The organism is Pseudomonas sp. TWR1-1-3, from assembly GCF_049896805.1.
GTDB lineage: Bacteria > Pseudomonadota > Gammaproteobacteria > Pseudomonadales > Pseudomonadaceae > Aquipseudomonas > Aquipseudomonas bubulae.
In genome coordinates, this window is sequence record NZ_JAFCUZ010000005.1 from 230,419 (window position 1) to 256,658 (window position 26,240).

16 protein-coding genes are annotated in these 26,240 nt (G+C 59.4%); 3 read left to right on the forward strand and 13 right to left on the reverse strand.

Annotated elements, in window-relative coordinates:
- Positions 1-10 precede the first annotated feature (10 nt).
- From ACP7BE_RS19485 to ACP7BE_RS19500, 4 genes are all read right to left on the reverse strand, one after another.
- The gene (locus ACP7BE_RS19485; protein ID WP_095026319.1) at positions 11-1,429 is read right to left on the reverse strand and encodes a PIG-L deacetylase family protein; all 1,419 of its coding nucleotides are present in this window, start codon (positions 1,427-1,429) and stop codon (positions 11-13) included.
- A 121-nt stretch (positions 1,430-1,550) separates the two neighbouring features.
- A complete protein-coding gene (locus ACP7BE_RS19490) occupies positions 1,551-2,447 on the reverse strand; it encodes an antimicrobial resistance protein Mig-14 (RefSeq protein WP_095020182.1) in 897 nt (298 codons plus the stop codon).
- Positions 2,447-3,577: a glycosyltransferase gene (locus ACP7BE_RS19495; protein ID WP_095000916.1), complete on the reverse strand. Its 1,131-nt coding sequence runs from the start codon at positions 3,575-3,577 to the stop codon at positions 2,447-2,449. The genes ACP7BE_RS19490 and ACP7BE_RS19495 overlap by 1 nt, the downstream gene beginning before the upstream one ends.
- Positions 3,561-5,318: a carbamoyltransferase family protein gene (locus ACP7BE_RS19500; RefSeq protein WP_095000915.1), complete on the reverse strand. Its 1,758-nt coding sequence runs from the start codon at positions 5,316-5,318 to the stop codon at positions 3,561-3,563. Before ACP7BE_RS19500 ends, ACP7BE_RS19495 begins: the two co-directional genes overlap by 17 nt.
- A gap of 259 nt (positions 5,319-5,577) precedes the next feature.
- Here ACP7BE_RS19500 and ACP7BE_RS19505 point away from each other — a divergent pair, with 259 nt between their 5' ends.
- Both ACP7BE_RS19505 and ACP7BE_RS19510 read left to right on the forward strand, forming a co-directional pair.
- Complete coding sequence (locus tag ACP7BE_RS19505; RefSeq protein ID WP_426106935.1) at positions 5,578-9,864, forward strand: dermonecrotic toxin domain-containing protein; 4,287 nt, start codon at positions 5,578-5,580, stop codon at positions 9,862-9,864.
- 162 nt (positions 9,865-10,026) lie between these two features.
- On the forward strand, positions 10,027-12,105 hold the full coding sequence (locus tag ACP7BE_RS19510) for a TonB-dependent receptor family protein (RefSeq protein ID WP_095000913.1): 2,079 nt from the start codon (positions 10,027-10,029) through the stop codon (positions 12,103-12,105).
- A gap of 109 nt (positions 12,106-12,214) precedes the next feature.
- Here the strand turns inward: ACP7BE_RS19510 and ACP7BE_RS19515 are convergent, their stop codons facing one another.
- From ACP7BE_RS19515 to glnE, 9 genes are all read right to left on the reverse strand, one after another.
- Positions 12,215-13,657, reverse strand: coding sequence for a lipopolysaccharide kinase InaA family protein (locus tag ACP7BE_RS19515; RefSeq protein ID WP_426106937.1), 1,443 nt, complete (start codon positions 13,655-13,657; stop codon positions 12,215-12,217).
- Positions 13,657-14,412, reverse strand: coding sequence for a lipopolysaccharide kinase InaA family protein (locus ACP7BE_RS19520; protein WP_095000911.1), 756 nt, complete (start codon positions 14,410-14,412; stop codon positions 13,657-13,659). Before ACP7BE_RS19520 ends, ACP7BE_RS19515 begins: the two co-directional genes overlap by 1 nt.
- Positions 14,409-15,143, reverse strand: coding sequence for a lipopolysaccharide kinase InaA family protein (locus ACP7BE_RS19525; protein ID WP_095000910.1), 735 nt, complete (start codon positions 15,141-15,143; stop codon positions 14,409-14,411). The genes ACP7BE_RS19520 and ACP7BE_RS19525 overlap by 4 nt, the downstream gene beginning before the upstream one ends.
- The gene (gene rfaP, locus ACP7BE_RS19530; RefSeq protein WP_095000909.1) at positions 15,143-15,949 is read right to left on the reverse strand and encodes a lipopolysaccharide core heptose(I) kinase RfaP; all 807 of its coding nucleotides are present in this window, start codon (positions 15,947-15,949) and stop codon (positions 15,143-15,145) included. Before rfaP ends, ACP7BE_RS19525 begins: the two co-directional genes overlap by 1 nt.
- Positions 15,949-17,070, reverse strand: coding sequence for a glycosyltransferase family 4 protein (locus tag ACP7BE_RS19535; protein ID WP_426106940.1), 1,122 nt, complete (start codon positions 17,068-17,070; stop codon positions 15,949-15,951). Before ACP7BE_RS19535 ends, rfaP begins: the two co-directional genes overlap by 1 nt.
- Positions 17,070-18,131 (reverse strand): lipopolysaccharide heptosyltransferase I, encoded by a 1,062-nt coding sequence (gene waaC, locus ACP7BE_RS19540; protein ID WP_095000907.1) that lies wholly within the window; start codon positions 18,129-18,131, stop codon positions 17,070-17,072. The genes ACP7BE_RS19535 and waaC overlap by 1 nt, the downstream gene beginning before the upstream one ends.
- Positions 18,132-19,166 (reverse strand): lipopolysaccharide heptosyltransferase II, encoded by a 1,035-nt coding sequence (gene waaF / locus ACP7BE_RS19545; protein WP_095000906.1) that lies wholly within the window; start codon positions 19,164-19,166, stop codon positions 18,132-18,134.
- A 59-nt stretch (positions 19,167-19,225) separates the two neighbouring features.
- Positions 19,226-20,149 (reverse strand): branched-chain amino acid transaminase, encoded by a 924-nt coding sequence (locus ACP7BE_RS19550; protein ID WP_095000905.1) that lies wholly within the window; start codon positions 20,147-20,149, stop codon positions 19,226-19,228.
- 118 nt (positions 20,150-20,267) lie between these two features.
- Positions 20,268-23,210, reverse strand: coding sequence for a bifunctional [glutamate--ammonia ligase]-adenylyl-L-tyrosine phosphorylase/[glutamate--ammonia-ligase] adenylyltransferase (glnE, locus tag ACP7BE_RS19555; RefSeq protein WP_426106943.1), 2,943 nt, complete (start codon positions 23,208-23,210; stop codon positions 20,268-20,270).
- A gap of 383 nt (positions 23,211-23,593) precedes the next feature.
- On the opposite strand from glnE, the gene aceE reads away from it, so the two are divergent.
- Positions 23,594-26,236, forward strand: a complete 2,643-nt coding sequence (gene aceE, locus ACP7BE_RS19560) for a pyruvate dehydrogenase (acetyl-transferring), homodimeric type (RefSeq protein ID WP_095000903.1) — start codon at positions 23,594-23,596, stop codon at positions 26,234-26,236.
- The last annotated feature ends 4 nt before the right edge of the window (positions 26,237-26,240 follow it).

The following is a 26,240-nucleotide window of genomic DNA, read 5'->3' on the forward strand; positions in this document are numbered from 1 at the left end:
TATGTGCTTATTATTTTAGTTGCCAAAACAGCTCATGACGCCTGACGGCCTTGCGGAAAAACTCATTCTCGCCATAAGGCGATGGCTTTCTGCCTGCCAGGAGTTGCTGTATCGATCGTCTAATCCTGCGCTTGAGCGCAGCCCGTGGCTGCAGGTCATGCATCATCCCCAGCGCCATGGCCTTGTCGCGTTGCTGTGCAAGGCTCAACGGCAGGCTGCAAGGGCGCAGGCAGAGCGTGGCATCGAACACCGGCGGCAAGGCAATGCCGTCACCGCTGTTACCCATCGGCCAGCGATCGTTGTCATGCAGGTGGTTGGCGTAGCCGAGCACCGTGGTCGGCTGCCACTCCAGGCCTTCAAGGGCCTCGATGACAGCGTCATGGGCACAGATATGGTCCGGGTGCGGGTCGATTGACGGGTGCGGAAGCACGATCACTTCAGGGCGCGCGCGCAGAATCAATGCACGCAAGTCGGCCAGCAGGTTATGCCAGGTCGGCGCGCCGTCCTGATCGGCGGGCAACGGGAACGGGTTGAATTGGCGGAATACGCGAATGTCGCTCAAATCGGCCTCGCGCGAGGCCATCGGCTGATCGGGAGCGCCCTGCATGGCGGGCAATTGCAGGCAAAAATAACCCAATTGCGCGCAATGGGCTTCAGGCACCCCGGCCCAGCGCGGTACGACCATGCTGTCCCAGGCGCGCAAACGGCCCTTGAGGCGGGCGGCCTCTGCCCGTGGCAGGCCCATTTGCTGATAATGCCCGGCTTCGATTTCGCCAGCGGTCAGGGTCACGATCCAGGCTTCTTTGGCCTGGCTGTACAGGCCAAACGCGGCCAGCTCAGCATCATCGGCGTGGGGTGCGACAACCATGATCCGCTGCTGGCGATAATCGGGTTGACGGAAAATCCGCAGTTCAGGTTGGCCCAAAACGCGGCAGTAGCGCCCGCGCACACGCAACTGCCCCGCGACCAGCGCCTGCGCACAACCACTCACGTTCAGGTAGCGCTGGCCATTCACGCCACGCTCGAAAGTTTGCCGGTCCGCCGACTCGCCACCCGACAGTTGCACATACGGGTCAACAAAGCGTCCCAGCCAGCCACTGTTAACCTTGACCTCCAGGATCAGGGTTTCATCTCCTGCCAGTTGCAGCGGCTGCTCCGCTACCAGCTTGTCGCCCTCAAGGCGCACCGCCGGCTGCTCGCTGCCGGCCGGGAAGCTGTACTGGTAATCGTCCTTGGGCGAATAGAACAGATGATCGGCAAACCATGCTTCATGGGCCACCCAGCCCAGCACCGCCAACACCGGCGGCAACCACCAGGCCAGCAACACGCCACTGGCAATCAGCACCAGCAGGCCGATCAGCAGGCCAATACGCTTGTTGCGCCGATGACGCTTGAGAAGTTGCTGTTTGCGCGAGGCGGGTTGGCTCATGGCTAGGCTCTTGTGATTGATCTCTCGTGGGAGCGAACCTGTTCGCGATGCAGGCACTGCGGGATGTTAAAAAACGCAGTGATACCATCGCGAGCAAGTCCGCACCTACAAGATTTGTGTTTCAGACTTTGAACACGGGCACCGGGTTGCACCAACGCTCTTTGTATTCACGGTCGGCGCGGCCGAACGAGAAGCGCAAAGGCTTGTTGAGACTGCGGGCCTGCTCCCAGGCAGATTGGGTATTGATAAAACTCAACACGCTGCCAGGGCTGAATTCACGGGTCTGAGGGTCAACACCGCCATTGACGTACTCGACACTGATCCACTCGGGCGACTCAGCGCGGTACACCAATTGAATCGCTATCGGCGCATCGTTGAGGAAAATCACCGAGCCGATCAACAGCTCGCGCAACAGCTCGATGACCTCGGCCATCCGCTCGGCCCCTGTGGCAACAAAGCCCCAGCGGCGCAAAAACAGATCGCAATAAATGCTTGCCAGCTCAACGCTGGAAAACTCCGAAACCGGGCGCACTACCCCACCCGCCTCCTCCAGCAAACGCAGTTCGCGGCGCTGGTTGTAGCGGAATTTTTTCGACAGTTCTTCCGGCGTGCGAGCCATCGCCAACTGCTCGGCTTGCGGCAGCAGATTGCTGAAACGGCCCTCATTGAGCTGCGACAGGTAGCGTGCTCGATGACGCAAAGGCGCCGCTGCATCCGCAGCTGCGGGCAGGATCAGCTCGGCGTTGCCCAGATCGAACAGACCTTTTTTGCCATGACGCTTGAGCACATCCTTGGACAAGGCCAGATCGCGCCCCCAGGTCGGGATCGCCGCCTTCAGCTTGCCGTCCTGCTCCCAGGCAAGATAACGCACAGGAATACCGGCCAACTGCGCCAGACGTTCAACGACCATCGGGTGGGTAGCGACGCTGCCGCCAAAACGCTGCCAGGCATCGGCATAAGTGCCGGAATCCACAACGCTCCAGCCGCGCTCACGCCAGCCTTGAAATCGATTGAGCATCAGGACTCCGCAATCAGGTCGGTGACTTGCGCCAAGTGCCAGAAGGTATTGCGCACCGCCCGATCACTAAAACGTTCGTGCAAACGCTCAAGCATCAGTTCGGCGCAAGCCATGCGCTGCTCATCATCGAGTTGAGCCAGGTGCTGCAGGCCCTGGGCCAGATGCTCGGCATCGCCCAGCGGGAACAAAATCCCCACGCCCTCGACCACTTCTTTGGCACCGCCACAGGCCGTTGCCAGCAACGGCACACCGGCAGCCATAGCCTCAAGCAGCACCATGCCAAACGGTTCGTGATCAGAGCTCAACGCAAACACGTCAAAGGCCCTGAAATAGCGGCGTGCATCAGGCACCTGGCCCAAAAACAGCACCTGATCGCCGATCCCCAGCTCATTGCTCAGCTCTTTGAGATCCTCCTCCAGACGCCCCTTGCCCATAATGACCAGTTGGCTGTCAGTCGGCAGATTGGGCAACGCCAGGGCAAAACCGCGAATCAGCGTGGCCTGGTCCTTGTCCGGATGCAGGCGACCGACGTTGCCGACAATAAAGCCATCGACCGACAGCCCCAACGCTTCGCGCGCCGGGGTGCCAGACAATTGCCCGGCCTGGACCGCATCGATGTCGATACGGTTATAGAGCGTGTTGATACGCCCTGCTGGCCACTTGGGCAGGCACTTGCGCATGTCGTCACGCACCGCGTCGGAAACACCGAGCAGGCTCAGGCGCTTGCGAAACAGGTGGGCAAACAGTTTGCGGCTGCGACGCTGATAATCGCCAAACGCATGATGCACGCCGATCACCGGCAAACCGGTGGCCAACAAGGCGATATAAATCGGCTTGAAGCGGTGGGCGATGCAAAAACTGAAATTGCGCGAGGCTGCGATCTTGCGCAGCCTGGCGATGGCACCCAGCTTCAGGCCACGAATGGCCCTGGAGCTGAATTCCATAAAGATCACTTCATCAGACGCACAGCCTGCTGCCACTTCAGGGTCGGTTGCTCCGGTCAGGAAGACCGTGGTGACCTTGTACCCGGTACCGGCAAACAGGCTCGCGTACTGGCGCGCACAGTCCAGGAACGGCCCGTCATAGCCGTGGCAGAACTGCAGCACATGACGCTCAGTCGAGCGATTCATAAGTCTCGGCGCCGTCTTTAACCACCAGGATGTCTTCCATGATCAGGTACTGCAGATCGGAACCGAAGAACATGTTCAGCGCGTCAGTCGGGGAGCAAACCATAGGCTCGCCACGACGGTTAAGCGAAGTGTTCAGCGAAACGCCGTTACCGGTCAGCACTTCCAGCGCCTTCATCATGTCGTAATAACGCGGGTTGTATTCGCGCTTGAGCACCTGGGCGCGGGAAGTACCATCTTCATGGACAACCTCCGGCACGCGGGTCTTCCACTCTTCAGCCACTTCGAAAGTGAAGGTCATGAAGGGTGCCGGGTGATCGACCTTGATCATCTGCGGGCCTACGGTGTCGAGCATCGACGGGCAGAAAGGCCTCCAGCGCTCGCGGAACTTGATCTGTTCGTTGATGCGGTCTGCCACGCCTTCGCTGCTCGGGCAACCGATGATCGAGCGACCGCCCAATGCACGCGGACCGAACTCCATGCGCCCCTGGAACCACGCTACCGGGTTGCCATCGACCATGATCTTGGCGATGCGCTCCGGGGTGTTTTCGATGCGGCGGTAGGCAGGTTTGCCAGGGTGACGGGCACAGGCCGCGATCACGTCTTCGTTGCTGTACGCAGGGCCGAGGTAGACGTGTTCCATCTTCTCGACCGGCACGCCGCGAGCGTGGGATACATACGCCGCTGCACCGACTGCGGTACCGGCATCACCGGACGCAGGCTGTACGAACAGTTCTTTGACTTCCGGGCGGGCAATGATTTTCTGGTTCAGCTTCACGTTCAACGCGCAGCCGCCCGCAAAGGCAATCTTGCCGGTTTCCTTGAGGATGTCGCCCAGGTAGTAGTCGATCATCTGCAGCGACAGTTTTTCAAACAGCGCCTGCATGCTGGCCGCGTAGTGGATGTACGGCTCGTCGGCGATATCGCCTTCGCGCTTGGGCCCCAGCCACTCGATCAGTTTTGGCGAGAAGTAGAAGCCCTTGCCGTTCTCTTTGTAGCGACGCAGACCGATCACGTTGGCGTATTCGGTGTTGATCACCAGTTCGCCGTTTTCGAACGAGGCCAGACGCGAGAAGTCGTATTTGCTGGCGTCGCCGTACGGCGCCATGCCCATGACCTTGAATTCGCCATCGAGCATCTCGAAACCGAGGAACTCGGTGATTGCACCGTACAGGCCACCCAGGGAGTCCGGGTCGAAGAACTCCTTGATCTTGGTGATCTTGCCATTTTCGCCGTAGCCGAAGAAGGTCGTGGCGTACTCACCCTTGCCATCGATGCCCAGGATCGCGGTTTTCTCTTTGAAACCCGAGCAGTGGTAGGCGCTGGATGCGTGAGCCAGGTGGTGCTCGACCGGTTCGATCTTGATTTTCTTCGGGTCGAAGCCCAGCTGCTCAAGGCAGAACACGATCTTGTTGCGGTAGCGCTTGTAGCGACGGTTGCCCATCAGGATCGCGTCAAGGGCGCGATCCGGGGCGTACCAGTAGCGCTTGGCGTAGTGCCAGCGAGCCTTGCCGAACAAGCTGATCGGAGCGAACGGGATCGCCACCACGTCAACGTCGGAAGGTTTGATACCCGCTTGTTCAAGACAGAATTTTGCGGACTCGTAGGGCATGCGGTTCTTTGCATGCTTATCGCGTACGAAGCGCTCTTCTTCAGCCGCCGCTACCAGCTTGCCGTCGATATAGAGGGCTGCGGAGGGATCATGGCTAAGGGCGCCGGACAGGCCAAGAATCGTCAATGCCACTGGATTAGCCTCTTTTGAATGCAGGCAGGCGGCGGGCGCCTGAAAAAATGATGCGTTCCTCGCAGTTCGAGAAACAGCTAAAGAGCGGGATTATAGCGTAAAGACGCCCGCAGTGACCCTGCACGATTTGCCACGCCCTATTGCGCGCCCTCATCTGCAAAAAAATCGCCGGGCCACATATATGTAGCCCTAGCACCCGAACGTTTTGGGATTTCCTGTGGATACACCGACGTACGCGTCAATAGACAGGAACGACACCATGCCCAGTGCACTCGCTAACCTCAAAGACGCAGAGCGTGAACTGCTCGTGCTGCGCAATGCCTTGCCCAACCTTGATCTGTCGCTGGATCACTGCCTGCGGGTATTTTTCCCGCGGTTGCCCGCTGACACCTGCACCGACTTTCTTTTCGTCAATGAAGAGATCGCAGCCCAGCCTGGCCAAACCCCCACTATTGCCAGCCAGACGGTGACCGCCCTGATAGACCAGTGCTACCTGACCGGCCAGATCCCGACCTTCGTACAGGGTGCCACCCGCGTCTACAACTACGCCTATACCCTTGACGAGGAGGATCGAACGGCCGGGGTATCCGCCCCTGAACTCGAAAAATACCTTGAGTTTGTCGTCCGCTCCCCGCAGTTGTGTGTGAGGGATGCCCTTAACGACTTCTGGCGCACACCCCATAAGGACCTCAATGGGCAAGCGCCCAAAGACTGGCTGTCGCAATTTGCCCACAGGCTGATCCGCGCAGAAGCCTCCGTGCGCCACGAGGACAGCACCTTCAGCCCCACCGCCCTGGACATGATCAATCAGGTACTCCCTGATGCCAGCCCATCTCCCGCGCCAAAAACGCCCGGCCCCTACGGCTTTTACACGCTGGCACTCAGCAGTCGTCTCATGCAAAGGGCTGCAGTGCTGCACGGCGCCTTCGTGATTACCACGAAACACCTGCCCCTGATCTCAGCCAGCGTGCAGGACAAGCGCACTGCCCTGGATCCCACCCCGCGGCCTTCAGTGCTTTACCTGCCGAACACTGGCCTGGAAGTGTTCGATTCACTCGCCGCCCTCAGCCAGGAACTGTCGACCCGGCTCAACGATCCTTACCAGCGTGAAACACTGCTCACGTGTGTACTCACCGAAGATCGGGAGCGCGCCCTGGCCCATGAGCAAGTCGACTACAGCCCGGTTGCAGATAGCGCCATAGCTACCGTCTTCAGCGATCAATTGATCAACAAACAAAAAAGCGACATGCACCATGCCTGGTCGGTGGCACGCAATCTCAAGCAAGACACATCCCTCGACCAGCTATCCGACTGCGTCGACCAATCCCTGGCTGCAAGCCTGCCCCTCAATCCCGCCAACATACTGCGAGGGCGCTATACCCGATTGCTGGAAAACCAATTGCCCGACTGGTTGAAGACTGCTTCAGACAGCCAAAAAACCCAGTGGCGGCTGGCCGTTGAGCGCCTGAATCACGAGCGCCTGGCGGCAGAATCCGACGACGCCCAACCCCTCAGTGAAATCGGCCGTAAACATACACTGCTGGGCTATGCCCGCCTTCAGTTACAGCAACAGATCAAAAAAGACCACGGCATAGACGTCGACCCGGACGAGATCTTCATCTCGACCACTGAAGCCCTGCGCACCGGCCCCTTGATCAACCCTGTCAGTGGTTCCGGGTTTCCTGCAGGCATGAGCCTGGGCAGAACCGGGCCGATCATCAGTTACCACACCACGCGCCGTAGCCTGAGTGAGCTGGCGCTGTCCAATGTCGGTATCTGGGACGTCACTTTCGCCCTCACAGCACAAGTCAAGGATGGAGCGGGGCAGAAACATGCCGTGCTGACCAGCAGCTATCTGAAAACGCTGGTGCGCCAGCTGGATATTGGCGAGCGCTACAAAAAAAATCTCAAGGAGCTACTGATCAACTCCAGCCAGGCCCAATGGCGCAAGGAGCGCTATGTCGCTTTTAAACAGGCACAACTGAACCTGGACTTGCTTGAAGCCACGCTGGCGGGCGCACTGACCACCCATCAGGCGTCATGGGTCAGGGCTGCGCTGGAACAGCCCGTAGAGAGCAACCGTGCACAAATCAACGGTGAGCAGGTCAAAGTCCATCTGCTGATGTTGCGCTATAAACCGCTACCGGGTTTGCTGGTGTTCAGCGCCACCGGCTCCGGGCAACTGCTGTGCTACACCCCCGGCGCGCCTGAGAGCCGCTGGTTCCTGGTTGCCAACTCACGCAACGAGCTGGGCCAGATCCTGTCACGCCCCATTTGGCGAGCCTATGTGATGCGCCACGTCACACCGGCGCAACAGCCGTATATCAAGCCGCTGCTGGAGCACGGATTGAGCGAGGCCAATCTGCAACTGCAGGGCATCAGCCATGACCTGTTCGAAGCGTCCTACGACACCGAGGCCTTGCACGCCATCCGCGATGCTGACGAGCAGTCGACTTCTACCTGGGAAAGCAACGTAAACACTGCCAAAGAGGCCGTACTGACGGCAATCGACATCCTGTCTTTCGCATTGCCCACCCGAGTGCTGCTGCCCATCGTACTGGCGCGGTTTATCGCTCAGATCATCAGAGGCCTGGATGCCCTGCAGCGCGACGAAAAACACGAAGCTCTGCTGCACTTTATGGAGTCCATCACCTACCTGACTGACGGTGCGTCGGACTTTACCGGCTCAGCCATATTCGGCAACTCGATACGTCAACGCGCAAAACAGCCCGTACCCTCGTTGAGTCCCGCAGCTGCCAGCCATTATCCCGGTGCCAGGCTCAGGCTGCGCACGGGGGATGAATACGGTGCAGGTGTGTATGAAGCGCCCACTGCCAATGGTCAGACCGCCTGCTACACCAAAAACAGAAACGGCAGGTTCTATCGCAGCCAGTACGACAACCTGGACAACACCTGGCGCGCACTGGATGAGCGCAAACCCAACGCGCCGTACAGCATCCCCTTGCGCGAACTCTCGGCCGGGCAATGGGATGTCGATCCAACAACCCCTTTGCTCAAACAAAAGCCCGGCATTGAAAGGGTAATCGACAACGCGCGCGTCAGAGGCGTCGATCTCAGCCGCTACACCCCTGACGAGCAGGGCATCTATCGCATAGACAACATGCGATATATCAAGCAGGACAGCGACGTGTTCGAAGTCTACAGCGGCTGGCTGGGCCGCAACTGGTACTTGCAACCGCAATCGAGTTCAAGCGCTGGCGCAAGCGCCAGCTTCAAGGTCCGGCGCACCGCAGGCCGTTGGCAAATCAAGCACAGGCTGGCGGACAACAGCAAACGCTGGGTACCTCTGACCGGGCATCTCACCGAGTTGCCTGGCGATGTGCCCCACCTCAAATACAGCGACTACGACATGCCCGCCGAGTACCAGGAAGCACTTCGGGACATCACCGAGAACCATCGTTCAGTACTCGATGGCATCACTGACTTTATGGATTTTGCGTCCGAGCGCAGCCTTGCCCACCGGGCATTCAAGGAGCTGCGGATCAGGCTGCTCGCGGATGCCAAGGCCTACTTCCTGACAAAACCTGCAAAACCCCGGGCCACCCGCCCGCAATTACCTGGCAACGTGCATGAACAAGCGTTGATCAACCACCTGTTCGAGCAGTCAGATGGCATCGTGTGGGGTGAAACCCACTCTCACCAATCGAGTAAAAAGATCCTGATCGACAACATGGCCGAGTTTGCCAGACACGACGTAAAGGTCCTCTACATGGAGCACCTGCAAAGCGACCTGCACCAAAGCCTTCTGGATGACTACTTCCAAAGCGGAAAAATGCCCCTCAGGTTGAACAAATACCTTGAGGATCAGGATTTTGGTCATCAGATCAACCCCTCCAGCCGCCATACCTTCAGCCAACTGGTGCGCGAGGCCAGACGGCATGGCATCAGGGTCATCGCCGTTGATTGCTCGGCCAGTTACTACCCTAAAAGCACACCGAGCGAAACGCCCTGGCTAAACCGTTATGAAATGTTCAGCTACTTTGCCTCCCGTACGATTCGCGCTCATCAGGCCCAAAACCCAGGAGGCAAATGGATAGCCCTGACGGGCAACTCACATGCCAACACCTTTGAGGGCATACCGGGGCTGGCCGAACTTGAAGGGGCGATATCCGTGCGGGTATCGGATTCAGCCCCGGGCACCAGCCGCGGCTTGCGTCAGGACATCGGTGAAATCATCCCCGCGGATAACAAACATGCTAACTACCGCTTTTTGAAAAACGATTACTGGCTGCAAATCGACATTCCAGGCACAAAGCCCCATTTACCAGCCCTCTCCCCATCGCAAACCAATAACAGGCTACCGGCTCCGGGGTTCTTCCGCCTGGACAGCGCATCCCCTCAAGGCGCCCAGTTGATACATCGCTCAAATAACCACGAAATTGTGCATACCCCTTTGAGAACCGACGCCAATGGTCAGATTTTTATCGAACGTGAAAGCTGGCCAACCATCCACCAAAAACGCTACGACACCCTCAAAGACCTGATCCATGGCTTACAAGACATCAACATGACCCAAGTGCAATAACCCCGCGCCCGACGCTCATCACGTTCAAGACAGGGACGGCTCAGCGCGTCCTTGTCACTTGTTTTGCTGGATATCCGCACCTCAGCCGCTAAACTGCGCGCCCTCTGCTAGCCTCCCCCCGTCGCCCTGGACGGGTCGCGTCACACGGAACCCGATTTGCCCATGAAATATTTCACACCTGCTCACCTTGCCCTGTTACTGCCAGGCCTGTGCCTGGCACCTGTCGTCTGCGCCGAAACCCTGGAGCTGGATCCCAGTGTCATCACCGGCTCGCGCAGCGCCAGCCCGAGTTTTGACCTGCCGTACTCGGTGGACAGTATCAATCAGGAGCAAATCCAGGATGGCCAACTGGGCATCAATGCATCCGAGGTGCTGTCCCGTGTACCGGGGCTGGTGGTGCAAAACCGTCAGAACTATGCCCAGGACCTGCAAATATCTTCCCGTGGCTTTGGTGCCCGCTCGGCGTTTGGGGTGCGCGGCATCAAGCTGATTGCCGACGGCATACCGGCCAGCACCCCCGACGGCCAGGGCCAGGCTGCAACCTTCAACCTCGATACCGCCGAGCGCATTGAAGTGCTGCGCGGCCCGGCGGCAACCCTGTATGGCAGTAACGCCGGTGGCGTGATTCAAATGTTCTCCCGCGACGGCGAGGGCCCGCCGCGCATTGGCGCCGAGACTCTGGTCGGCAGCGACGGCATGAGCAAGAACCACCTGACCGCCGAGGGCGCCACCGACGACGTCGGCTTTGTGCTTGATGCCTCACGCATGGACACCGACGGCTACCGCGACCACAGCGCCGCACGCCGGGACCAGACCTTCGCCAAGCTCAACCTCAAGCCCGACGAAGACAGCAAGCTGGCGCTGATCTACAGCAGCCTTGAGCAAAACGGCACACAGGATCCGCTGGGCCAAAGCTGGGAAGCCTACAAGGCCGACCCGCGCTCGGTAACGCCCAATGCCATTACCTACAACACCCGTAAGAGCATCGACCATCAGCAACTGGGCCTGAACTACGAGCGCTATATCGGTGACGCTACCCTGCAGGTCAATGCCTATACCGGTACGCGCAGCGTTATTCAGTATTTGGCGATTCCGCCCACAGCAGCCAGCAATAAACAGGGCGGCGGTGTCGTGCAATTCGATCGCAAGTTCTACGGCGGCAGCCTGCGCTGGATGCAACCGGTCTACGGTGTACCGGGCGATCTGACCCTGATTGGCGGCCTGGACTTCGATCAGAGCCAGGACAGCCGCCACGGTTATCAAAACTTTATCGGCAGTGAGCTGGGGGTCAAAGGCGCACTGGTGCGTGATGAAGTAGATACCGCCCGCAGTCTCGACCCGTATGTACAGGCCAACTGGGCGTTGGACAACTGGACGGTACAGGCCGGCTTGCGCTACAGCACCATGGAGATGGACGTCGATGATCAATTTTTGAGCAACGGCGACGCCAGTGGCACCAAGCGTTACGAAAAGGCCACGCCATCCGTCAGCGTGATGTATGCCTTTACCCCCGAGCTGCATGGTTATATCAGTGCAGGCAAAGGCTTTGAAACGCCGACTCAGGCCGAACTGGCATACTCGCCCAACGGCCAGGGCTTCAATTTCGGCCTCAAACCTTCCGAGAGCACCCAATATGAAATGGGCCTCAAGGCGCAGCTCAACAATACGCGGATCAATGCGGCCATATTCCAGATCACCACAGAAGATGAACTGGTGGTGCTGAGTAATACCGGTGGCCGTACGACCTACCAGAACGCCGGCCGCACCTTGCGCCGGGGCTTTGAACTGGGTGTAGAGAGCCAGCTCGCAGAACACTGGACCTCAACCCTCGCTTACACTCGCCTGCAAGCCACCTACGACAGCGACTTCGCCAGCACCAGCGGTACCGTAGACAAAGGCAACTACCTGCCGGGCGTACCGCAGACCACGCTGTTTGCCGAGGTGAACTGGAAGCCGGCCGACTGGGTCAGTACGGCTATTGAAGGCATGTACCGCAGCAAGGTATATGTGGAAGACACCAACACCGCCAAGGCAGCACCTGCTTATACCGTATTCAACTGGCGGGCGAAGTTTGAACAGAAGATCGAGCACTGGACCTTCCACCAGACCTTGCGTCTGGACAACCTGCTGGATCGTCAGTATGTGGGTTCTGTGATTGTCGGCGACTCCAATAGCCGCTACTACGAAGCTGCGCCGGGCCGCTCGTGGTATGCCGGAGCCGGGGCGCAGTACAGCTTCTGACAGCACGGGCACGCCCCTGTGGGAGCGGGCTTGCTCGCGATGGCATCAACGCGGTCAGCCTGACAGGCCGCAGCGCTTGCATCGCGAGCAAGCCCGCTCCCACAAAGTCTTAGCCAAGGTCTTTGGGCAATCGCCCGTCAATCACCTGATACAACGCACTGCCCACCGGCCAGTTGCGCATAAAGCGTGCACGATCGCGGGCGTACGCTGCAGCGAAGCTGCTCGATGAGCGATGCTGGCACATCGAATCCAGATCAATCAGCGCCCAGCGCCCGTCATCCCAGAACACGTTATGGCCCTTGAGGTCGCCGTGGCTGATACGCTCGCGGATCAAATCGGCAAACAACCGCTCCAAAGCCATCAATTCGGCTTCGGGTGCATTTCCGTGCTCAACATACGGCGCAAAACGCTCGATGATATCCGGCCCCGGCAAAAACTCCGTCACCAGATACGCCTTGCCCCGCAACCACATAAAACGGGTCTCCAGCATTGCCAACGGTTTAGGCGTGGCAATGCCCAAAAACGCCAGACGGTTGCCTTCACGCCATGAATGCCAGGCCCGGCTCGGGCGCCAGAAGCGTTTAAGCCAATGGGCGAAACCCTTGATGTTGTAGCGCTTGACCACCAGCATGCGGCCCGCTACTTCAACCTTGCCGACACTCGCCGCGCCACCGGTCTTGTACAGATGCCCCTGATCGAGCAACGCATCAGCCCTGGCCAAAACGGGCAACATCGCCGGCTCTTCTTCGCGCAGCACGACACGCAAGGCAAACGCCCCGCGGTGCACGCTGAACAACGAGCAATCACGGCCAACCTTGTTCAAAAAGTCATTCAGGCGCCAGGCACGGACTTTCTCGACCTGCTTGAGCAGCGCTTCAAGCGGCAAGGCATGCTCGCCGTTGCTCAGCAGGTAGTGCACGAGTAATTCTTCGATAAACGGCTCAAGGCTTTTGGGCAACTGGGCAAAAAACACGCCGAGGTTTTCCAGCACTTTTTGCCGCGACAGCGGTTTGCCTGCCTCTTCGACACAGATGCCTGCACCATCGATCAAATACAGCTTGCCGTCCTGACGCAACAGGTTGTCCAGGTGCAGGTCTTCCTGCCACAGACCCTTGCGGTGCATCTGCCCGATGGCAGTCAAAGCCTCGGCAAGTACGGCCACTTGTTCATCAGCCAGCACCGGCAACGACGCGACTGCATCCCAGGCATCGCCCAAGCTCTGAGCGCCCTCCAGGTACTCGAACAGCAACCAGCCCCCCTCACCTTCCTGCAAGCCATCGGCCAGCAGTTGCGGCGTGGTCAAGCCTTGTTCAGCCAGCAGACGCACCCCGGTCAGCTCGCGCTGAAAGTTGCGCGCAGCCTTGTTGCCGACCATCATCTTGGCCAGCACGGTACGCCCGCGCCACACCCCGGCACCGACATAACGCTGGCCCGGCAATACCCGCAGCAAGGTCAGCAGTTGCAATTGCGCAGGCCCTGCTGCGTCGGCCAGTTCGATACTCAGCGGCAAGCCTGGCGCACGGCCAGCCTTCAGCAGTTCGGACAAACGCATCAGCGCCCCCCTTTTTGATTGCGCCGCACATACAGTCGCGTCAGCCAGGCATCGACCAAGGAACTGTCGACGGGCTGTTCCAGATAAGCAGCGAGCAAGGCGCGCACCTCTGCTTCGCTCCAGACATCGGCCCGACGCAACAACGGCTCAATGTCCTTGACCCTGTCCCGCTGGCCCAGCAACAAGGGCCGGGTTTTTTCCAGATCGATCAATTGAGCGCGATACCCCCCCGCGCCATCGGCCTGCAGGAAGATATGCTTGGGGTAAAAACAACCATGCACCTGCCGCGCAGCGTGAAGCCGACGAGCCAATTGGCCGCATTCGCGCAAAATCGCCTGCTGCTGCTCTGTGGTCAGTTGCGGCCATTGCTCGAGCAGCGAGTCGAGGTCATTCCAACCGTCCAGCGCACGGGTCATCAGCACTGCACGACGCTCGCCCGGCACTTTTCGCTCACCAAAAAACACCGCTTCCAGCGCAGGAATACCTATGTGCTTATAGCGCTGAATATTACGGAATTCGCGGGCAAAACTCGGCTCGCCCAGCGGACTGTGCAGCGTGCGCGTAAGGTAATTGCTCTGACGCTTGAGGTAATAGCCCTGACCTTCAAGATCCATGCGAAACACGCTACTCCAGCCGCCACCACTGGTATTGGGCTCGTCCACCGCTTCCAGCTGCACGGCCCACAGGGCATCAAAGTCAGCCAGGCCATTGCGCTCAAGCAATGCCCGGTCGGCGTCTGCCATAAAGTCTGTCATTCCCGGCCCTCGAAAAAACGCACGATATGACGGACACGTTCCTTGTCCGCCGCATTGAGCGTCGTGCGCCCGGTGTATTGAAAATAGAAACGCAAACGCTGGGTGTAGGACAAATGGTACTTGGCCACTTTATCGAGGCACGCCAGGTCTTTGGTGATGCGGTATTTGAGCCAGAAGCCGCGCCAGAAATCGCCGTTGGGGCAATCGATCAAAAACAGCTTGGGCTGCTCATCGATCAGCAAATTGCGCCATTTCAGATCGTTATGGGTAAAGCGATGGTCATGCATGGTCTTGGTATAACGCGCTAACTGACGGCTGACACAATCTACCCAGGCACGATCCTTGAGCAGCGGATCATGGTTGTCCGCCAACTCTGACAAATCCCGGGTGTTGGGCAGTTCGCGGGTGATCATGGCGCCACGGGAGTAGGCGAACCCACTGCGTTCAAGGCCCCAGGCCACCACCTCGGCCGTGGGGATACCCCACTTGGCGAAGCGCTTGAGGTTCTGCCATTCGGACTTGACCCGCGGGCGGCCCAGATAACGGCGCAGGCCCTTGCCGGCCCCGGTGTAGCGCTTGACGTAATAATTCACGCCATCGCGCTGCACACGGATGACTTCCGATAGCGGATCGCGCGTCAGATGCTCCCCCTGCAAGGCAAATACTGCCTCCAGACTGCCAAAATCAGACGCCAACGCACTGTAAGCAGGTTCCAGATTCCAACCCGCCATTACAGTGCATCTCCATAACGCTGTTTGCGTTCGTAGAGTTTGTTCGCCTTGCCTTCGAGCCACGCCAGCAGGCGGGCTTCTTCGCGCAGGATCTGGCGCAGGGGCATCTGGAAGTAACCGCGCAGGAAGCGCAGTTTGTCCCGCTGGGTCAGGCCGATATCCAGGGCCGAAAAATACAGTGCCGCCAGATCCTTGTTGCGCCAGCGCTTACTGATCACGGCGCGAGTCTGGGCGCGGTGCAGATCGATCACCGACAGGCGGAAGTTGTCTGCGGTCACCGGTTTGTCGGTGTGCAGCAAGAAATGGCAGATATAGCAGTCACGGTGGTTGACCCCGGCACGGTGCATCATGCCGGTCATGCGTGCCACTTCAGCGATCAGCGCATGCTTGAGCCTGGGCTGCGGTGGCTGCTTGACCCAGTTGAGGCTGAAGTCTTCGAGGCTGACCGTCGGCGCCAGTTCTTCGGTGATGATGAAGGAATGCTGGGCTGCCGGGTTGTTGCCCTTTTCGCCGTAAGCCACGGCCGTCATGGTCGGCACACCCACTTCGTGCAGGCGCTTGATCGCCCGCCACTCCTGGCCGGCGCCAAGAACTGGCAGCTTGGCCGTCAGCAGGTTCTTGAACACTTCACCCCAGCCAATGCCACGGTGGATTTTCACAAAGAAACCGCGCCCGTCGACTTCGGTACGCAAGGTACGCCGGCCTTCCAGTTCGCGGTAAACCTCGCCTTCCAGACGCTCGACTTCGGTGAACGCATCGCGCCCTGCCCACAAGCTCTTGAACGGTTCGGCAAGAATCAGTTTCATCAGTGTTGCTCCGCCAGAATCACATCCGCAGCGTGCTGCGGCATGCTGTAGAGGTCGGCCGTCTGCGCGTAGGCCAGGCCGTTTCGGCTCCAGGCCGAGCGCGCAGTGTCGTCGGACAACATGTGTGTCAGGTATTCATTGAGTTGCGCCTGCTCGAACGGCTCGTCCAGGACCCGACCGCAATCGGCGTCGCTGATGTAATGGGCGTAGCCGCAAACAGCGCTGACCAGCACCGGCAAACCCGCTACCAGTGCCTCAAGCAATACAGTGCCGGTGTTTTCGTTATAGGCCGGATGAATCAGCAAATCGGCGCCCAGCAGGAAGCGCGGGATATCACTGCGCCCCTTGAGGAACTGCACATGATCGCCCAAACCCAAAGTGGCACTCTGCAATTGAAAGACTTTGGGGTCGTCCTGGCCGATTACAAACAATTTCGTACGTTTTTTGAGCTCACCCGGCAAGGCCGCCAGCGCTTTGAGGCTGCGATCCACACCCTTGGTCTTGAAGCCCGAGCCAATCTGCACCAGCAGCAAGTCGTCGTCTGCCAGATTGAATTCACGTCGGAACTCGGCGCGAATTTCGGCGGCATTGTCCGGCGCGCGGCGATCCAGGGCGATACCCGGTGGCAGCAGGTGGAAACGCTCCAGCGGGGTGTCGTAGTGTTTGATGAACAGCGGCTGCTGGACTTCGGAAATCATCAGGATTTCAGTCTTGGCGTCCTTGGCGAACACCGCGCGTTCGTACTCGGCAAAGTGCTTGTAGCGTTTGAAGAAGCGATAAAACGAATGACGCAGGTTTTGCGCCTTGTCTTCAAAGCAGCCGTCCGCCGCGTAGTACACGTCCAGCCCCGGCATCTTGTTGAAGCCGATGAGCCGGTCTACCGGGCGCTTGGCCAGATCGGCCTGCATCCAGGCGAGCATTTTTTCATTGCGGGTATGGTTGTGGAACGCCTTGACCGGCGCCACCAGCACTTCGAATCCGGGCGGAATATCGCCTTCCCAGATCATGGTGTAGACGCGGATTTGATGGCCGCGCTTCTGGCATTCCAGCGCAATGCGCATGAAATCCCGTTGCAGCCCACCAAACGGAAAGTATTTGTACAGCACAAAAGCCAGTTGCATCAGCGCAGTTCCTCAGCCAGTAACAACGTGCTTAATCGACTCGCGACACGCTCAGGGTTCAAACGGGTGAAGCACAGTGGCCACTCGTTTTTCAGATCAAACCGCTGCTGATCCTGTGCAGTCGGAGTGTAGGTGCATTTTTTCTGCAGGCATGGCGCACACGGAAAATCGCTGGCCAGGTGAATTTGCACCTTGCCATAGGCACCGGTCAGGCCCGGATTGGTAGGCCCGAACAAAGAAATGGTCGGCACATCCAGTGCAGCGGCCAAATGCCCTAACCCGGTGTCGACTGCCACGCAGGCACTGGCACTGGCCAGTACCTTGGCGACCCCGGCCAGATTCAATTTGGGCAGTACCACGGCATTATTCAAGCCATTGGCAATGCGTTCGGCCCGGGCTTTTTCAGCCGGATTGCCCCACGGCAGGCGCACTTCGACGCCCAGATGGCCCATGCGCTGGGCCAGATCGCGCCAATAGACTTCGGGCCAGTGCTTGGTGTCCCAGGTGGTGCCATGCAAAAACAGCACGAAGGGCTTTTTGCGCGGCAGCTCAACCAGTTTTTCGACATCCAGGCCGTAATCGCCCAGCCCTTTGGGCAGGTCGTAGCCCAGCGCGACCGCGAACAACTGACGCAGGCGCTCAACCGCGTGCTGCCCGCGGGCTACCGCCAGGCGGCGCTGGTAAAAGCGGCTGGCCAGCGGCTCACGGGCAGAGTCTTTATCCAGCCCGGCAACCGGAGCTTTTACATAACGGGTCAGCCAGGCACTCTTGACCAGGCCCTGTGCGTCGATCACCAGGTCGTATTTTTCGGCGCGCAGGCTTTGCTTGAAGCGGCTCCACTCGCCGCTCTTGAGGGTCTGCCAGATATTTTTGCGCCAGCGGCGAATCGCCACCGGAATCACCTTGCCCACCGCCGGGTGCCAGGTCGGGATTTCGGCAAAGCCTTCTTCCACTACCCAGTCAAAGGTGATGCCCGGAATCGCCCGCGCCGCATCGGTCAGCGCCGGCAAGGCATGGATCACATCCCCGAGGGATGAAGTTTTGACCAACAGAACGCGCACCTAGTTAACCTCGACCGGTGAACCCTGCAGGCGCTGCAAGGCTTCAATCACCGGCTGCGGCATCAGTTCGCGCAGGCAATTGTAGTGGCCAAAACGGCAGGTACGGTCAAAACAGGGGCTGCAATCGAGGCCCAGCCGCACAATTTCGACCTTATCCGCCAAGGGCGGGGTAAAACCTGGCGAAGTGGAGCCGTAGACCGCCACCAGCGGGCGGTTCAGCGCAGCGGCCACATGCATCAGCCCGGAATCGTTGGATACTACGGCATCTGCACAGGACAACAGGTCGATGGCTTCGGCCAGTGAGGTCTCGCCGCTGAGGTTGACCGACTCTTCGCGCAGCCCCGGGATCAGGCGCGAACGGATATCTTCGCCTACCCCGTGATCGTTTTTGGAGCCGAACAGCCACACTTGCCAACCTTCGCGGATCTTTTGTTCGGCAACTTTGGCGTAGTGCTCGGACGGCCAGCGCTTGGACTCGCCAAATTCAGCGCCCGGGCACAGCGCCAGCACCGGACGATCCAGCTCCAGGCCGAACTTGGCCAGTGCGCCGGCACGGCTTTGCGGGTCAATCTGCAAATCAGGGCGCGGGTACGGCTTGGGCAGGTCGGCCCCAGGCTCATAGGCCAGGGCCATAAAGCGCTCGATCATCAGCGGGTAGCGCTCTTTGTCGAGCTTGCGCACATCGTTGAGCAGGCCGTAGCGGAACTCGCCGCGCCAGCCGGTACGTTTGGGAATACCCGCAAAAAATGGCACCAGGGCCGATTTAAGCGAGTTGGGCAACAAGATTGCCTGATCGTATTGGCCCTTGAGGGACTTGCCGATCTTGCGTCGCGTGGCCAGTTCAAGCGCGCCGTGGCCGAGCGGGAAGCTCAAGGCCTTGCGAACTTCAGGCATGCGCTCAAGGATGGGCCGGCTCCACTCGGGAGCCAGCACATCGATTTCGCACTGCGGGTGGCGCTGCTTGAGGCACTGGAACAGTGTCTGCGCCATCACCATGTCACCGACCCAGCTGGGCCCAACGATCAAAATATTCATAAGTTTCCATAAACAAGCAAGGGAGGCATTCGCCTCCCTGCTGTGATGCTATGCCGACATTACTTGACCAGTGTACGCCACTCTGGATGGTCCGTAGTCTTGCCGGTCACCAGGTCAAAGTAAGCCTTTTGCAGTTTTTCGGTGATCGGGCCACGGCGGCCGATCCCGATTTGACGCCCGTCGACTTCGCGAATCGGCGTCACTTCAGCGGCAGTGCCGGTAAAGAACGCTTCGTCGGCGATATACACCTCGTCGCGGGTGATACGTTTTTCAACAAACTTGTACCCCAGCTCGGTGGCCAGGGTCAGGATCGTGCTGCGGGTAATGCCGTTCAGGCACGCAGTCACGTCCGGGGTGTAGATCACGCCATCCTTGACCAGGAATACGTTTTCGCCCGAGCCTTCAGCCACAAAGCCTTCCGGATCGAGCAACAGCGCTTCGTCGGCTCCACCGGAAATCGCTTCCTGCAGGGCCAGCATCGAGTTGATGTAATGGCCGTTGGCCTTGGCCCGGGTCATGGAGATGTTCACATGATGGCGGGTAAAGGAGCTGGTACGCACCTTGATTCCGACTTCCAGCGCTTCGGCGCCCATGTAGGCACCCCAGCTCCAGGGAGCGATGATCACGTGCACCTTGAGGCCGGTGGCGCGCAGGCCCATGGCTTCGGAACCGTAGAACACCATCGGGCGGATATAGGCGCTGTCGAGGTTGTTTTCACGCACCGCTACGCGGGTCGCTTCGTTGATTTCGTCTTTGCTGAACGGGATCTTCATGCCCATGATGTGGGCCGAATCGAACAGACGGTCAGTGTGCGCCTGCAAGCGGAAAATCGCCGCGCCCTGCGGGGTTTCGTAAGCGCGCACACCTTCAAACACGCCCATGCCGTAGTGCAATGTATGGGTCAGCACATGGGTCGTGGCATCACGCCACGGCACCAGCTTGCCGTCATACCAGATCACACCATCACGATCAGCCATCGACATCATTACGCTCCTCAAAGAATCCAGCACCCGCACCACGAGGCGGCAGGCAAATTGGACGGGCCTTATGGACCCGCCGGATACGTTCTTACAGCTTTAACTCTGTGTGTGAGCCAGCAAATCAGCTCAATCCTAGCTCGGACCAGATGCGCCGTACGTGTTGGCGTTCGACCACAAATTGATCCCCCGTGACCACCCCGGCTTCCTTCTGCAAGGCTTGCCGGTGGGCGACGGCGCGAAAGGCCTTGTAAGCCTCGCGCAACAGGCTGGCATCGGTGGCGGGCATCAGCCCGACCTGCTCCAGCCCTTCCAGAATGCGGATATTGTCGGTGTAGCGCAGTAACGCCGGGTGTTCCCTGGACCACGCCAGGGCCGCGTATTGCACCATAAATTCAATATCGACGATACCTCCGGCGTCCTGCTTGAGGTCGAACGGCACCGTTGCCTCGAAGGCGTTTTCTGCGGTTCCGGCAGCGGTAATACGGGTGCCCAGGTTGTCGCGCATCTTGGCCCGCATCTCGCTGACCTCCTGACGCAAGGTCGGCAAATCCCGCTCGCGGCCCAATACGCTCGCGCGCACCTGTTCAAAGGCCGCGCCCACCTGCTTGCAGCCCACCAGCACGCGGGCGCGCACCAGTGCCTGATGCTCCCAGGTCCAGGCTTCGTTTTCCTGATAGCGCTCAAAAGCACCTAGCGAGCTGACCAGCAACCCCGAAGCGCCTGACGGGCGCAGGCGCATGTCGACCTCATACAACTGCCCGGAGTTGGTCTGCGCCGTGAGCAAATGGATGATCCGCTGGCCCAGACGGGTGAAAAACTGCGCACCGTCGATGGGCTTGGCGCCATCGGTTTCAGCATTAGGGTCGCCATCGTGGATAAACACCAGGTCCAGATCCGAGCCATGCCCCAGCTCGATGCCACCGACCTTGCCGTAGCCGACAATAATAAAGCCGGGATCGCACAGGCTGCCGTCGGTGCGCTGTGGCGTGCCGTACTTGGCCACTGTCTGGCGCCAGGCCAGGGCCAGCACCTGCTCCAGAATGGCCTCGGCCAGCCAGGTCAGGTAATCGCTGACCTTCATTAAAGGCAGGCTGCCGGAGATTTCCGATGCCGCGACCCGCAAACGGTGGGCCAGCTTGAAGTTGCGCAAGGCTTCCATCTGCTGCTCAAGGTCGTCTTCGGGGATACGCGTCAGGCGTTCACGCAACTCGGCGGCCAGCTCAGGGGCCAGCGGCGGCTTGAACAAACGGCGCTCGTTGAGCAACTCGTCGAGCAGCAACGGGAAACGGGTGATCTGCTCGGCGATCCACGGGCTGGCCGCGCACAGCGTCAGCAAACGGCGCAAAGCATCAGGGTTTTCGGTGAGCAACACTAAATAAGCAGAACGACGGGCCACCGCCTCGACCAGCGGCAGCACCCGCTCCAGCACCAGATCGGGGTTGGCGTGCTCAACGGCTTGCGCCAGCAAGCGCGGGATAAAAGCATCCAGACGCTCGCGCCCCAAGCGCTGCATAGACCGCAGTTGCGGACTGGAACGCAGGGCCGCCAGTTGTTTCAGGGCTTTGGGCGCATCGACAAACCCGGCCTCTTCCAGCTGCGCGCAGGCTGCGGCATCGTCCTGGACCTCTTCCCACAGCGGCAACCACTCACCACCGACAATCAGCTCGCCTTCGTCGATGACCTCTTCTTCATCAGGGTCAGCAATAACCTGACGGAAGTGCCAGTCAATACGACCACGCCACGCCATCAGCTGTTCATGGAATACGGTCCAGCTGTCAAAACCCATCATAAAGGCAATGCGGGCCTGATCCTGCTGATTGTCGGGCAGCATTTGAGTCTGGCGGTCGGCAATGGCCTGGATTGCATGCTCGGTGTAACGCAGGAACTCATAACCTTCGCGCAGTTCGCCGACCACCTCTGCAGGCAGGTAGCCCTGGCCTTCCAGGATGGTCAGGACTTTGAGCAGCGGCCGTTGTTGCAGGCTCAGATCGCGGCCGCCGTGAATCAGCTGGAATGCCTGGGCGATAAATTCGACCTCGCGGATACCGCCCGCCCCCAGCTTGATATTGTCAGCCATGCCTTTGCGCCGCACTTCCTGCTGGATCAACTGTTTCATGGTGCGCAGCGCTTCAATCGCGGAAAAATCGAGGTAGCGACGATACACAAACGGGCGTAACAGACTGAGCAACTGCGCGCCCATCACCTGATCACCGGCCACGACCCGGGCCTTGATCATTGCATAACGCTCCCAGTCACGGCCCTGATCCTGGTAGTACTGCTCCAGCGCGTTGAAGCTCAACACCAGCGCACCGGATGAGCCATAAGGACGCAGGCGCATGTCGACGCGAAACACAAAGCCGTCGACCGTCATCGGATCCAGCGCCTTGATCAGGCGCTGGCCCAAGCGGATAAAGAACTCCTGATTGTCCAGCGCCCGCTTGGCCCCCACGGTTTCGCCGCCTTCAGGGTAGGCAAAGATCAGGTCGATGTCTGAAGACAGGTTCAGCTCCACGGCGCCGAGCTTGCCCATGCCCAGGATCACCATCGCCTGCGGCTCGCCACTGCGATTGCCAATGGGTGTGCCGAACTGCTGGCAATGACGTTGATACAGCCAGCGATAGGCCTGATCGATGCTGGCATCGGCCATGTCCGACAGATCGCGACAGGTTTCGATCAGGTCGGCCTGACGATTGATATCGCGCCAGATAATCCGCACTTGCTGGCGGGTGCGCTGACGACGCAGTGCGCGGCCCAGTTCGTCATCGCTGGTTGCGGCCTGCGCGGCAGCAGCAATCTGCCCGCACAACTCGCCGGGGGCGAAGGTGCGGTCCAGCTCACCCGAGCGCGCCAGTTCGAGCAACATCAAAGGGTCACGCAAAGACTGTTCTATAAAGAAGTCGCTGGCCGCACTGACCCGGCTGAACGCCGACCAGCGCTCTGGCGACCAGTCATCGAGCCCGTGCCCGCCCTCAAGCCCGGCGACTGCCGTGCGCCACGACTGCTCGGCACGGCTGGCCAGTGGCTGTAAAAGACCGGGAATTGGAGCAAGCGACGGGAGGCTCATGGTCTATCCTTGATCGGCTATGGTGTTGCCGAGTACGGTGACAGGAAGAAACAGCGGTTTAATCCGACTGTCGAACAAAGGTTATAAATAGCTGTAAGATCATTTTGTTTAGCATCAAGCCCGCAGATCACCGGCTTATTGCAGATAAAAGCACCAACAATATCGATTTTTCGCACAACGAAACAGGTGGCCATCAGGACCATTCCTGTAGTTTTACTACTGCATGACACACTCGAAAGGCTGAAATGGCCGACGATTTGTAGTAAAACTACACGCCGCTGGAATCAACCTCCGGCCATCCAAGAATTTATGTCGTCTGCCCACAAGGCCAGTCGCAAACTCAGGCAACCGATTCTGGAAGCCTATCCGCCCTGGAGCAAGCCATGCAAGACCTCGATCCCGTCGAAACCCAGGAATGGTTGGACGCCCTGGAATCGGTTCTCGACAAAGAAGGCGAAGACCGCGCTCACTATCTGATGACCCGTATGGGTGAGCTCGCTACCCGCACCGGTTCGCAGCTGCCGTATGCCATCACCACGCCTTATCGCAACACGATTCCCGTAACCCACGAAGCACGCATGCCTGGCGACCTGTTCATGGAACGCCGCATTCGCTCGCTGGTACGCTGGAACGCCATGGCCATGGTGATGCGCACGAACTTGAAAGATTCTGACCTGGGCGGTCATATCTCCAGCTTCGCTTCCAGCGCAACCCTGTATGACATCGGCTTCAACTACTTCTTCCAGGCCCCGACCGACGCACACGGCGGCGACCTGATCTACTTCCAGGGTCACACCTCGCCAGGCGTTTACGCCCGTGCGTTCATGGAAGGCCGCATCAGCGAAGAACAAATGAACAACTTCCGCCAGGAAGTGGACGGTCAGGGCCTGTCGTCCTACCCGCACCCTTGGCTGATGCCTGATTTCTGGCAGTTCCCGACCGTATCGATGGGCCTTGGCCCGATCCAGGCGATCTACCAGGCGCGCTTCATGAAGTACCTGGAAGCCCGTGGCTACATCCCTGCTGGCCAGAAAGTCTGGTGCTTCCTGGGCGACGGCGAGTGCGACGAGCCGGAATCCCTGGGCGCAATCTCCCTGGCAGGCCGTGAAAACCTCGACAACCTGATCTTCGTCATCAACTGCAACCTGCAGCGCCTCGACGGCCCGGTTCGCGGCAACGGCAAGATCATCCAAGAACTCGAAGGCGTGTTCCGCGGCGCTCAGTGGAACGTAACCAAAGTCATCTGGGGCCGTTTCTGGGACCCGCTGCTGGCCAAAGACGTCGACGGTATCCTGCAACGTCGCATGGACGAAGTCATCGACGGCGAGTACCAGAACTACAAAGCCAAAGACGGCGCGTTCGTACGTGAACACTTCTTCAACACGCCGGAACTCAAGGCGATGGTTGCCGATCTGTCCGATGACGAGATCTGGAAGCTCAACCGTGGCGGCCACGACCCGTACAAGGTCTACGCGGCGTACCACGAAGCGGTCAACCACAAAGACCAGCCAACCGTTATCCTGGCCAAGACCATCAAGGGTTATGGCACCGGCGCCGGCGAAGCGAAAAACACCGCGCACAACACCAAGAAGGTTGATGTTGAAAGCCTGAAGCTGTTCCGCGATCGTTTCGACATCCCGGTCAAAGACGACGAAATCGAAAACCTGCCGTTCTTCAAACCGGAAGCAGGCAGCGCCGAAGCCCGTTACCTGAGCGAGCGCCGTGCCGCACTGGGCGGTTTCGTACCTCAGCGCCGCGCACAGAGCATCAGCATTCCGACCCCGCCACTGGAAACCCTCAAGGCCATCCTTGACGGCTCCGGCGACCGTGAAATTTCCACCACCATGGCTTTCGTGCGGATCCTCGCGCAGCTGGTCAAGGACAAGGAAATCGGCCCGCGCATCGTTCCGATCATCCCGGACGAAGCCCGTACCTTCGGTATGGAAGGCATGTTCCGCCAGCTGGGCATCTACTCCTCTGTCGGCCAGCTCTACGAGCCAGTCGATAAAGACCAGGTGATGTTCTACCGCGAAGACAAAAAAGGTCAGATCCTCGAAGAAGGCATCAACGAAGCAGGCGCCATGAGCTCCTTCATCGCCGCCGGTACTTCGTACTCCAACCACAACCAGCCGATGCTGCCGTTCTACATCTTCTACTCGATGTTCGGCTTCCAGCGTATTGGCGACCTGGCCTGGGCCGCTGGCGACAGCCGCACCCGTGGCTTCCTGATCGGCGGCACCGCCGGGCGTACCACGCTCAACGGTGAAGGCCTGCAGCACGAAGACGGTCACAGCCACATCCTGGCCGGTACCATCCCGAACTGCCGCACCTTTGATCCGACCTACGGCTATGAGCTGGCGGTGATCATTCAGGACGGCATGAAGAAGATGACCGAAGAGCAACAGGACGTCTTCTACTACATCACCGTCATGAACGAGTCCTACCAGCAGCCAGCCATGCCGGCCGGTGTCGAGGAAGGCATCGTCAAGGGCATGTACCTGCTCGAGGAAGACACCAAGGAAGCGGCGCACCACGTTCAGCTGATGGGCTCCGGCACCATCCTGCGTGAAGTCCGTGAAGCGGCGATCATCCTGCGTGAACAGTTCAACATCGGCGCTGACGTATGGAGCGTTACCAGCTTCAACGAACTGCGTCGCGACGGCCTGGCCGTAGAGCGTCACAACCGCCTGCACCCTGGCCAGAAGCCTCAGCTGAGCTACGTTGAAGAGTGCCTGACCGGCCGTAAAGGTCCGGTGATTGCCTCTACCGACTACATGAAGCTGTTCGCCGAACAGATTCGCCAGTGGGTACCGGTCAAGGAATTCAAAGTGCTGGGCACTGACGGTTTCGGCCGCAGCGACAGCCGCAAAAAACTGCGTCACTTCTTTGAAGTAGACCGTCATTTCGTGGTGTTGGCAGCCCTGGAAGCACTGGCTGACCGTGGCGATATCGAACCTAAAGTGGTGGCAGAAGCCATCGTCAAGTTCGGCATCAACCCGGAAAAACGCAACCCACTGGACTGCTGAGGAG

Bases quoted from the DNA above. Each gene is read 5' to 3' on its own strand.
- rfaP (WP_095000909.1), bottom strand. From the start codon at position 15,949: ATGAAACTGATTCTTGCCGAACCGTTCAAGAGCTTGTGGGCAGGGCGC.
- ACP7BE_RS19515 (WP_426106937.1), bottom strand. From the start codon at position 13,657: ATGCGTTTGTCCGAACTGCTGAAGGCTGGCCGTGCGCCAGGCTTGCCG.
- ACP7BE_RS19535 (WP_426106940.1), bottom strand. From the start codon at position 17,070: ATGCAACTGGCTTTTGTGCTGTACAAATACTTTCCGTTTGGTGGGCTG.
- ACP7BE_RS19550 (WP_095000905.1), bottom strand. From the start codon at position 20,149: ATGTCGATGGCTGATCGTGATGGTGTGATCTGGTATGACGGCAAGCTG.
- ACP7BE_RS19495 (WP_095000916.1), bottom strand. From the start codon at position 3,577: ATGAATCGCTCGACTGAGCGTCATGTGCTGCAGTTCTGCCACGGCTAT.
- ACP7BE_RS19520 (WP_095000911.1), bottom strand. From the start codon at position 14,412: ATGACAGACTTTATGGCAGACGCCGACCGGGCATTGCTTGAGCGCAAT.
- ACP7BE_RS19490 (WP_095020182.1), bottom strand. From the start codon at position 2,447: ATGCTCAATCGATTTCAAGGCTGGCGTGAGCGCGGCTGGAGCGTTGTG.
- ACP7BE_RS19485 (WP_095026319.1), bottom strand. From the start codon at position 1,429: ATGAGCCAACCCGCCTCGCGCAAACAGCAACTTCTCAAGCGTCATCGG.
- waaF (WP_095000906.1), bottom strand. From the start codon at position 19,166: ATGAATATTTTGATCGTTGGGCCCAGCTGGGTCGGTGACATGGTGATG.
- ACP7BE_RS19505 (WP_426106935.1), top strand. From the start codon at position 5,578: ATGCCCAGTGCACTCGCTAACCTCAAAGACGCAGAGCGTGAACTGCTC.
- ACP7BE_RS19510 (WP_095000913.1), top strand. From the start codon at position 10,027: ATGAAATATTTCACACCTGCTCACCTTGCCCTGTTACTGCCAGGCCTG.
- glnE (WP_426106943.1), bottom strand. From the start codon at position 23,210: ATGAGCCTCCCGTCGCTTGCTCCAATTCCCGGTCTTTTACAGCCACTG.
- ACP7BE_RS19525 (WP_095000910.1), bottom strand. From the start codon at position 15,143: ATGGCGGGTTGGAATCTGGAACCTGCTTACAGTGCGTTGGCGTCTGAT.
- aceE (WP_095000903.1), top strand. From the start codon at position 23,594: ATGCAAGACCTCGATCCCGTCGAAACCCAGGAATGGTTGGACGCCCTG.